The 9,868-nt window shown below is 42.8% G+C and carries 9 protein-coding genes, 1 tRNA gene and 1 pseudogene; 4 read left to right on the top strand and 7 right to left on the bottom strand.

Translation table 11 applies throughout. The features are described from left to right. Positions 1 to 25: 25 nt before the first annotated feature. The 3 genes from VLN09_RS06220 to VLN09_RS06210 form a co-directional block, all read right to left on the bottom strand. Positions 26 to 102 (bottom strand) — tRNA-Pro (locus VLN09_RS06220). Positions 103 to 335: 233 nt separating this feature from the next. Next, the gene (locus tag VLN09_RS06215) at positions 336 to 1,847 is read right to left on the bottom strand and encodes an McrC family protein (protein ID WP_325244717.1); all 1,512 of its coding nucleotides are present in this window, start codon (positions 1,845 to 1,847) and stop codon (positions 336 to 338) included. A 12-nt stretch (positions 1,848 to 1,859) separates the two neighbouring features. Beyond that, a complete protein-coding gene (locus VLN09_RS06210; RefSeq protein WP_414709094.1) occupies positions 1,860 to 3,362 on the bottom strand; it encodes an McrB family protein in 1,503 nt (500 codons plus the stop codon). A 258-nt stretch (positions 3,363 to 3,620) separates the two neighbouring features. Between VLN09_RS06210 and VLN09_RS06205 the strand changes: the two genes are divergently transcribed. After that, on the top strand, positions 3,621 to 4,355 hold the full coding sequence (locus VLN09_RS06205) for a DUF4442 domain-containing protein (protein WP_325244713.1): 735 nt from the start codon (positions 3,621 to 3,623) through the stop codon (positions 4,353 to 4,355). Between the two features lie 102 nt (positions 4,356 to 4,457). Continuing rightward, a complete protein-coding gene (locus VLN09_RS06200) occupies positions 4,458 to 4,970 on the top strand; it encodes a RidA family protein (RefSeq protein ID WP_325244711.1) in 513 nt (170 codons plus the stop codon). 22 nt (positions 4,971 to 4,992) lie between these two features. Here the strand turns inward: VLN09_RS06200 and VLN09_RS12280 are convergent. Together VLN09_RS12280 and VLN09_RS06190 are read right to left on the bottom strand one after the other, a co-directional pair. Continuing rightward, a pseudogene (locus tag VLN09_RS12280) lies at positions 4,993 to 5,181 on the bottom strand (type II secretion system protein GspE); the annotation flags it as partial. A gap of 159 nt (positions 5,182 to 5,340) precedes the next feature. After that, positions 5,341 to 5,487 carry a hypothetical protein gene (locus VLN09_RS06190; RefSeq protein ID WP_325244707.1) on the bottom strand — a complete coding sequence of 49 codons (147 nt, stop codon included), beginning with the start codon at positions 5,485 to 5,487 and terminating at the stop codon, positions 5,341 to 5,343. 296 nt (positions 5,488 to 5,783) lie between these two features. On the opposite strand from VLN09_RS06190, the gene VLN09_RS06185 reads away from it, so the two are divergent. After that, complete coding sequence (locus tag VLN09_RS06185; protein ID WP_325244705.1) at positions 5,784 to 6,608, top strand: thiazole synthase; 825 nt, start codon at positions 5,784 to 5,786, stop codon at positions 6,606 to 6,608. Between the two features lie 120 nt (positions 6,609 to 6,728). Beyond that, entirely contained in the window at positions 6,729 to 8,153 is a 1,425-nt protein-coding gene (locus VLN09_RS06180) for a wax ester/triacylglycerol synthase family O-acyltransferase (protein ID WP_325244703.1), read from the top strand. A 48-nt stretch (positions 8,154 to 8,201) separates the two neighbouring features. On the opposite strand, the gene VLN09_RS06175 is transcribed toward VLN09_RS06180, so the two are convergent. Together VLN09_RS06175 and VLN09_RS06170 are read right to left on the bottom strand one after the other, a co-directional pair. Continuing rightward, positions 8,202 to 9,029, bottom strand: coding sequence for an inositol monophosphatase family protein (locus VLN09_RS06175; protein ID WP_325244701.1), 828 nt, complete (start codon positions 9,027 to 9,029; stop codon positions 8,202 to 8,204). A gap of 363 nt (positions 9,030 to 9,392) precedes the next feature. Then, positions 9,393 to 9,868: transketolase C-terminal domain-containing protein (locus VLN09_RS06170; RefSeq protein WP_325244699.1), on the bottom strand; the 476-nt coding region annotated here is incomplete at its 5' end.

Here is a 9,868-nt window from a genome sequence, read left to right as displayed (position 1 = left end):
AAGCCTGTAAGGCTCTTAAAATAGATGGTCGGAGTGATAGGATTCGAACCTACGACCCTCTGGTCCCAAACCAGATGCGCTACCAAACTGCGCCACACTCCGAAATTTCTATTATCACGATAGTTTTGTTGATTAACTGGTTGTTGGCGATGCCGCTAACTGGTTAATGTTCCTTGCTATCGAGGTGCACATATTAAGGGGAAACGCCGATGGTGTCAACACCTATTTTCAATTAATTAACAAAAACTGCTAAATTATTTAAAAATAGCTATCTCATAAGAGATGAGCTTCGACAATAAGCCTCTTAACACAGCGCTTAATGACCTAAGTGCTCATTATACTACATCTTGTTTTGGAAGCAAGTCACTGTTTATACTGCCGGTCAGCACATTAAAGGGTATCAGCCATAACTGTGCATAGGATGCAGTAGTATTGTGCTGCTGGTTATGCGAGTTAAGCTGGCTGTGTTGCTGCAGCGCAACTGCTTGCCTCTGACTGTCTTGTACCGGATATACAAGCCAAACCTGCTCTGCTTGATAAGCCTGCGCATAGCTGCTCAATTGATAAGCATCGCTGGCAGCAATAGAGCTGGCATGCGCTAAATGCTTCCATTTAATATCAATCACATGACTATAGTGACCTGGTTGTTTTTCTGGTGATGGATTTGCTCCTAAATTCTTTATTGGTAAAGCATCATCATATATAGCCGTATTTTCAGTACTCGAATGCACCTGCCGATAAATCAATAAATCAGGACGAATAGATAAACACGCCTGCCCTGCTGCATCGTTTAGCCAAACACGCTGCGCTTGGAACAGCGGTTTATAGTCGTCGCTTCGTTGCTGAAAAAATAGCGCGATACGCTGACTTGCCCATTGCTCGAACGCTTGATTCATATCAATCAATAAACATAAACGCGGCGGCGTAAATGTACTATTAACTGGTTTTGGTGAATCAATGCTATGACCGGTTTCCGTATTTGACTGGTTCAGTAACCAATAAGCGAAATCTACCAGCTGCAAGGCAGCTTGTAATTGCGGTGCATATAGCGGCTGAAGGGCAAGCTCACGCTTTGCCTGTTGATATATGGGTTGCAACTGCTGCCTTTCATATTTGTGCAGCTCAGACACATGCTGCCACGGCTGTAAATAGTGAAGAAAATTTGACTGGGATAACAAAGACGACAGCAACTTTAATGCGCTCTTAATCATGCGATTGCCTAACATGTCTTGGCTCAGCACGCTGCGCTCACACACAAATTTATGCGGCTGCAGACTGTTATGGCGTAATTGCTCTTTTATGATTAAACGACCCTGTAGCGCTGTTTGATTATGGATTTGTGCCTGATACTGCTTGGTCGGTTGATAATGCGCTAATCGCTGCAAAAATTGCTCAATCAGCCAGTCTGATAAGGGTAAGGTTACTAGTGGTAGCGCTGCCAATTTATCACTATATTGACCAAAATTTTTGCTGTGAGGCGATTTATAATCGTTACTACTTATTAAGTCTGACAGCATATTTTGTACCCAGTGACGGGTTTGCAAAATATTTGTATCCGCTAACGGTTTATTTAACTGCTGAGTAGAGTTGCTAGCAATATGGGAGATAAGTTTTGGCAGTATCTCAAGAGTCATGCCGCTAGGCAATACAATCACGCCGATATAATGCCCTACTTTTAGCTGCCACTGCCCTCGCTTGCGCTTAATACTAAATACCGACAGCTCTTGGATTATCAGCCACTGGAAATCAGAGTCATGCAAAAAATTATGCGACGTTAAGCGCTGATGTTCAAATACCGTCATGATATTGATTGCAGGGCCTTGAGTCTGCTTATACTTATTTAGCACCGATTAACATCCTCATGGATATAGGCGCTGATAGACGGCAGTATGGGAGAACTCACCAGTTTTGGCAATAAGGTCGGTATTGATTGTATAGCTACCGGCATTCATAGACTGAGTAAAATAGGACTGCTGCCCTGACAACATTAGATTTTGGCTAGCTGTTTGATTGTGTGCCTGATTGCTTAATTGGTGATTCATCTGGTTGTCTATTAACACATGGCTATCCTGAATAAATTGCGCCGGTATCGGCTGCTGTTCATCTTGAAATATATATTGCAAGACAGCGACTTGCCCGCCTGCAGCTTGCGCTAACTGTGGAATAATTTGTTCAGTAAGTACCGTTTGTAACTGCTCGAGGTTATGCACAGAAAATAAAAATGCATGACCCAATTGCGCCTCAATGCCTAGCGTTTGGCTAATACGATTATTTAAACCCGTTAATAATTTTGCTAAATTGATGGACTCAGCTTCGCCGCCCACTTTTGATCCATTATTAAGGTTAATAATCGGTAATAGCTCAGGCTGCGGCGAACAATCAATAAAGCGAAAACGTCGACGTAGCGCCATATCTAGTGGCGCTAAAGAATGATCTTGGGTATTCATCGTGGCATAAATATCAACGTTAGCAGGCACGCTAAATGCTCGCCCAGAGTACGCCAAATTAACTGTCATCGCATTGGGAGTGTCCGCACGTTTATCAGGTTCAATAAGACTGAGCAGTTCGCCAAAAACCCGTGAGACGTTGGCACGATTGATCTCGTCTATCAGCATCGCATAACGCTGTTGAGGGTCATTAGCCGCGCGCTGACAGAGTTTCAAAAAGGCACCATCAGTAATGGCGTAACTCATTTGTGACAGGCTATTATTCGACTGATTAGAGGCTGCCATCACAGGACGAATGCCTTCGACAAACTCTTCATAGCCATATGCTTGATGGAAGCTGACCATACTAAAGCGCTGCTGATAAAAGGGCGAATGTTGGCTAGCATTATTATCACGCTGCGCCTGTTGAAATTCTGACAATTGCTCTGACAATTCGCTTAATAGCATCATGCTGTCAGGCAATAAATACCATGCACCGCTATGATCTTTATCAAAGTAAGCTTGGCTGGCTCTATTCTTATAAGCAACAGTTTGTGAGTTGGTTGGACTGTGCATTTGCAGCACAGACCATGCCGTATTACTTAAGTTTTTCTCACGTACGTTTTGCGCCGCTTTAGAGATAAAAAACTGATGATTGACGACTTCAGGTACTTTTACCAAGTCTTGTTTTTGCGATTGAAAATCTAAAAATATTAAACAGACAACGTCACGCCAGCTCAGCTCTTGCAATAACTGTTTGAGCAAATCCTCATCATTGGCTCTAGGTAGATAATCCGTATATTCTTTAGCAATTTGGAGCAATCGGTAGGTTTTACCGGTACCCGCGACGCCCGTATAAATAATATTGGTCGGCTTATCATCAGACATATCAGGCATAGCATTATCCAACAAAAAAGGTATAAAAAAGGCACGCATATTGTATCATTATAGACGCTGCATCCACATGGTATCAGCATTTGAATGACTAACATTCAAAGTATTAAGGTATGGTTATGTCACTGTTATTTTGTAAGCGCAGCAGTTCATGGTAATCATAGTAGCGACTCAGCAGTTAATGTACCATAACTAAAATAGCTGCTAGGATAAAGAGAATTTAGCGACGTATTCATCGTCTAAGCATTTTAATTCTAGTACCAAGAGCATTGTAAATCCCACTCAATTGAGGAATGTTGTATGTCAGGATTATTAAAAAAACTCCCTAGCAAACTGACCAATAAACTGCCAGCCAAAGTAGCTGACAACATAAAGCCTGCCGCCGACAAACCAGACAGTACGCTGAAACCAATCAACAATCAATTTAGCAAATTATTATCAGTTACCAAGTACTTGCCTGCTGGCGCGCGCTCAAGCATTTTATCAAAAGCCTTTGGTAAAGTCGTACCCTATGTGGGTACCACAGGCGTCTATTATGAAACCGTTGAGCCAAACCAAGTGGTGGTCAGCTTAAACAACGGCAAAGCGGTGCAAAACCATATCGGCTCTATCCATGCAGTTGCCATTACTTTATTGGCTGAAACAGCAACGGGCTTTATTTTGGGCTTAAATTTGCCTTCTGATCGAGTGCTCTTGATTAAGTCCTATTCGGTGAATTTTTATCGTCCGATTAAAAAAGGACAGATGGCTGCCATCGCAAGCTTATCTGATGAGCAGCGTTTAGATATTTTAAATACTCCAAAAGGCGAGATGGTCATTCCCTGTGTGATTCATGACCGTGAGTCAGATAGCGAGCGCGACCCTATCGTGGTCGAGATGACGTGGGCGTGGATACCTAAAGCCGAATTAGAAGCGCGCCGTCAAGGCAAAGCCAACGAAAAATCGGCTGCGCCTGATGCCAATACCGAAGCAGAAGTCACTGAGCAAGACACTCAATCAGCTGATAATAATGATAAGTCTGCTGTAGATAAATAATGGATTAGACTTACGCAAAAACAGTGCGCTATCTAGCTTGAAGTATTTTGGTAGCGTATCTATTATCGTGGTTATTGATAGACTAATAATAAGGAGACAATGATGTCCAACACGATTTCTAAATTAATTTCTAAAATAGTGCCTACCAATTTATCTACGGCATTCCTCGTCGGTGGTTGTGTGTTAGGATTTGCCGTTAGTGCCACTGCAGCACCAGCAAAGCCTTCGACTCATACAGCAACTATCACCAAATCGAGCCCTGTATTCTTAGGTGACGGCGGCAACTATCCTTTTTCAGAAGCAGTACGTATCGGCGATACTTTATATATGTCAGGTCAGATTGGCTTTAAAGATGGTAAGCTGGTCAAAGGCGGTGTCAAAGCTGAAGCCAAACAGGCACTAGATAATATCAATAGCACACTATTAAAATATGGTTATCAAAAGTCTGATATCGTTAAATGCATGGTGATGCTCACCGATATGGACGACTTTAATGACTTTAATAAGGTCTATAAAGCTGAGTTAGCTAAACCCTATCCTGTCCGTTCAGCCTTTGGTGTGGCTGAGCTAGCAACAGGTGCAAGCGTCGAAGTAGAGTGTATGGCTGCTAAATAAAGACTTCTTTGCAAACCCTATTTTAAACAATCAAAGCGTCATCTGTTAGGGCGCTTTCTTTGGTCACTCGTAGCACCTCTTCTAACGTTGTGCGTCTTGCTATGACCTTACACAAACCATCAGCACGAATCGATGGTGTCTTTTAGCGTGCGTACTCTTCTAGCTCATACTCGGCAGTATTACTATGAATCATACGGCGCAGCGCATCATCTTCAGGCACACTATCTACCAGACTCTCACGGTCAGGATGATCTTCAAGCCCAGCAGCGATATGCTGTGACTCACCAGTATTGCCAGCGTAAGCGGCGTTCATGCGCTTTTCAAAATCATCCGAGCTGGTGCTATCATAAATTGGCATGCCGCGGACACCTTACTGATGCAAAAACCGTACTGCTTCATTAATCGCTGATAACGGCGTAGCTTTAGTCAGCACCAATGTCGGCGGCAATTCAGGATCGATAGCAAGTATGACCAAAATCTGATGGCGTTTTGCAAAACTGTACGGCAGTGTCATCATAAAGACAACCTAATAAACAACCCCATTAGAAACCACTTAGCAAATAAACAGTAGCATAAAAGCTAGAAAATTTAGACAACTTAAATCGTTAAATGCACTAAATTTTGCCAGTAAGCTTGTATGAGTTTGTTATAATAACATTTTGCTTTAAGCAAGTAGCAAAGCTTTCATTAGATTTTGACTTTTGCCCAGTAAGCGCTACTATCATAGGCTGCAAATAGAATTTTTTGTTGACCTATATGATTGATACGAGCCTTTTTTTGTCACTTTTACTCGCCTGCTATTAGGATATTCTTATGCCACAAGCTGCAACTTCTATCGCCAGTCCTATGCCAATTTTGCAAGATACCTTTACGGTCGGCAGTCGTACTTTTTCTTCTCGATTATTAGTCGGTACGGGTAAATATAAGGATATGGCTGAAACTGGCGCTGCAATCGGTGCGTCAGCAGCACAAATAGTGACGGTCGCTATTCGTCGTACCAATATTGGTCAAAATCGTGACGAGCCAAATTTGCTCGATGTCATTTCACCGGACAAATACACTATTTTGCCCAATACAGCCGGCTGTTTTGATGCAGAAACTGCAATTCGTACTTGTAAGCTTGCTCGTGAGCTATTAGGTGGGCATAATCTGGTTAAGCTTGAAGTGTTAGGAGATGAGAAAACCTTGTACCCCAATGTAATGGAAACTATCAAAGCAGCAAAGGTGCTGATTGATGACGGTTTTGAGGTCATGGTCTATACCTCAGACGACCCTATCGTCGCTCAAGAGCTTGAGAGCATGGGCTGCGTGGCGATTATGCCACTTGGTAGCTTGATTGGATCGGGTCTAGGTCTGCTCAATCGCCATACACTCAGTCTCATTATCGAAAATGCCAAGGTGCCAGTATTGGTCGATGCCGGTGTCGGTACTGCTTCTGATGCAGCGATTGCGATGGAGCTTGGCTGTGATGGCGTGCTGATGAATTCAGCGATTGCCAATGCCCAAAACCCAGTGATGATGGCACAAGCCATGAAGCATGCTGTTTGGGCAGGACGCGCAGCGTTTTTGGCAGGTCGTATGCCGATGCGCAAAATGGCCACTGCCAGCTCACCGCAGACAGGATACTTTTTTCAGTAAACGCTTGCACTGATTAACCCGAATAAAAAACCAGTTGTAAAATAATAAGACAGAAATATTATTTGGTTAACGACTGTTAGCTATAATTTTTCATTCATTATCGTCATAAAAGGATTTATTATGCGACTTCTCACAGCAGTCGACCAGTTGTTCTTACTTCTTGAGTCGCGTAAACAGCCAATGCATGTTGGCGGATTGTTTTTATTTGAAGTGCCAGAAGGTGCTGATAGCGACTTTGTCTATCAGCTAGTGAAACAAATGCAAGAGTCCGATGTACCGCCAAGCTTTCCATTTAATCAAGTTCTAGAGCATATGCTATTTTGGAAACAAGACAAAGACTTTGATGTTGAGCACCACTTTCATCATATTGCTCTCCCAAAACCTGGGCGTATTCGTGAGCTTTTGATGTATGTCTCAAGAGAGCATGGACGACTGTTAGATCGTGCCATGCCTTTATGGGAGTATCACGTGATTGAAGGTATTCAACCAGAGGTTGAAGGTGGTCCTGAACGTTTTGCTTGGTATTTTAAGATTCACCACTCTTTGGTTGATGGCATCGCTGCCATGCGTCTGGTACAAAAATCTTTATCACAATCGCCTACTGAACCAGTTACGCTACCAGTATGGTCACTGCTGGCGCGCCATCGTAATCAAATCAATGATATGCCTGCCGAAAAATCTGTCAAGCATATCATGAAAGAACAAATATCCACCATAAAGCCTGTATTTACAGAGTTGCTAGACAATCTGAAAAATTATGGTGATGATGGATATGTCGGTATTTTTGATGCGCCAATGAGTATTTTAAACAAGCGTATATCAGCATCACGGCGAATCGCGGCGCAATCTTATGATATACAGCGTTTTAATAATATAGCCGAAAGACTCAAAATCAGTAGAAACGATGTGGTACTAGCCGTTTGTGCTGGAGCTATCCGTCGTTATTTGATCTCGATGGATGCGCTGCCGAGCAAACCATTGATTGCCTTTGTGCCAATGTCGCTGCGTAATGATACTAGTCTATCAGGCAATCAGCTGTCATTTGTACTGGCGAATTTGGGCACGCATTTAGACGATCCATTACGCAGGATAGAGCTGATCCATTGTAGTATGAATAACGGCAAGCGACGCTTTCGCCGTATGAACCAAGCGCAAGTAATCAACTACAGTCTTGTCTCATACGCGTGGGAAGGTATTAATCTATTGACTGGACTGTTTCCTAAAAAGCAGGCATTTAACCTGATTATTTCTAATGTTCCTGGTTCTGATAAGCCACTGTACTGGAATGGGGCACGCCTGCAATCTTTGTATCCCGCTTCTGTCGTGTTCAACGGTCAAGCAATGAATATCACTTTAGCCAGTTATTTAGATAAGATTGAATTTGGCATCACTGCCTGTAGCAAAGCATTGCCGCATGTGCAAGATATGCTGATGCTTATAGAAGAAGAGTTGCAGCTGCTTGAGAGCGTCAGTAAAGAGCTGCAGTTTAAAGGCATAACAGTTGAAGACAAAAGTGCTAAAAAAACAAAAAAGCTGGCTCCGTAACGGAACCAGCTTTTTTGTTTTGGATACTTAACTATCTAAAGGGTACGATTAAAGCGCGTCGCCCCATGCTGGCACAACCACTTGCATCAAAGGTTTTAGCAGTTTTATATTACAAGCAAAGATAGAGCCTGAAGTCATCGAGTTATGTGCGCCTGTATGGTCAACGACCACGCCACGTGCTTCGGTGACAATAAGCTCGCCTGCTGCGATATCCCAAGGCTTGATTGACATCTCAAAGTAGCCATCAAAACGACCAGCTGCCACATAACATAAATCAAGCGCTGCTGAGCCTAAACGGCGAATTTGACCGCCCGCCTCAGTGATTTTCTGTAGGCTTTCGTAATGCTCTTTAGCATACGAGATAATTTCACCATTACGCTTACGCTCAAGAGGATGACCAGTCGTAAATAAGCCACCATCAATGGTTTTACGCTCACTTACACTGATACGGCGTTGGTTTAAACGTGCGCCTTTACCACGGCTAGCAGAGAACATTTCATCACGGACGGGATCATAGATAACACCATGCTGAGTCACGCCTTTATGCTGTACAGCGATAGACACACAAAATTGCGGTACACCATGGATGAAGTTTTTCGTGCCATCTAATGGGTCAATGATCCAGCACCAATCAGCATCTTCACCGCGACCTTCCTGCATACCAAATTCTTCACCCAAATATGAGTGTGTTGGATAGCTGGCTTTTAGTGTCTCAATCATCAGCTCTTCGCTAAAACGATCGATACGAGTAACGAGACCATCTAGTCCTTTTGACTCGATATCTAGCTCAATTTTATGACGATTTTGATGCGCGTACAAAATCTCTTTACCGACTTTTTCAGCAGCACGCGCTGCGATGACGACCATGGGTTCCATAGAATAACCTGCTTGTTTGATGAATGGATATTACTGGATAAATATTAATTGATAAGCACCAATCGATAGATACTTATTAATAAAGAAAGTAGTACTTATAGCGCCAATACTACTTATAAATTATAAAATCAATGAAAAATAAAGCCACATAGCAAACCACAATATATGGTTGCTATCAGTCGCACCGCCCAAGTTGTCAAATAATTCACACCTACGGCAAGCAGGCGGTGTTACAGCACAAAAATATACGCTTTATTTTTTACGACACTATTTTATCAATTTTTTACGGACTAGGGTCATTTATTATTTTTATAATTTAGCAGACAGATCATTAATTGTCTTTCAAACCTTAAGCCATATCAATTAAGATAATAATTTTTGGAGCTGCCTAACCACGCCTTCTACATCCAAGCCACAATCTGCCAGCTGTTCTACTTGAGAGCCGTGCGCAACAAAGCGATCAGGGATACCTATATTGCAGATAGCTGGACGATGGATTTTAAAGGCAGCCGACTCATTTAATAAGTATTCATTGACCGCACTACCTGCGCCGCCCATGATCATATGCTCTTCTAGAGTCGCTATATGAGTGATACCTTGCTCGACTAAGGTTTCAAGAAGTTTGGTATCCAAAGGCTTAACCCAGCGCATATTGACCACATGCAGCTGACAGCTTGATGCTAATGCAGGATGACTGGTAATAACTTCTGCCGCTTTCTGAGCCGTTGCCACCATGGTACCAAATGCTAATAATGCCAATTTTTTGGGCGCATCATATTGCCCGAGTACCGACTCTACGACTGCTTTACCAACCTGATAAGTTTGAGCAGGTTGTGTAA

It is taken from the genome of Psychrobacter sp., from assembly GCF_035469765.1.
Lineage (GTDB): Bacteria > Pseudomonadota > Gammaproteobacteria > Pseudomonadales > Moraxellaceae > Psychrobacter.
Note: the sequence above shows the minus strand (reverse complement) of the source record. Positions and strands in the feature narration are given on the sequence as shown.

Coding starts and splice junctions, on each gene's coding strand:
- VLN09_RS06200 (WP_325244711.1), top strand. CDS start 4,458: ATGTCCAACACGATTTCTAAATTAATTTCTAAAATAGTGCCTACCAAT.
- VLN09_RS06190 (WP_325244707.1), bottom strand. CDS start 5,487: ATGATGACACTGCCGTACAGTTTTGCAAAACGCCATCAGATTTTGGTC.
- VLN09_RS06180 (WP_325244703.1), top strand. CDS start 6,729: ATGCGACTTCTCACAGCAGTCGACCAGTTGTTCTTACTTCTTGAGTCG.
- VLN09_RS06205 (WP_325244713.1), top strand. CDS start 3,621: ATGTCAGGATTATTAAAAAAACTCCCTAGCAAACTGACCAATAAACTG.
- VLN09_RS06175 (WP_325244701.1), bottom strand. CDS start 9,029: ATGGAACCCATGGTCGTCATCGCAGCGCGTGCTGCTGAAAAAGTCGGT.
- VLN09_RS06210 (WP_414709094.1), bottom strand. CDS start 3,362: ATGCGTGCCTTTTTTATACCTTTTTTGTTGGATAATGCTATGCCTGAT.
- VLN09_RS06185 (WP_325244705.1), top strand. CDS start 5,784: ATGCCACAAGCTGCAACTTCTATCGCCAGTCCTATGCCAATTTTGCAA.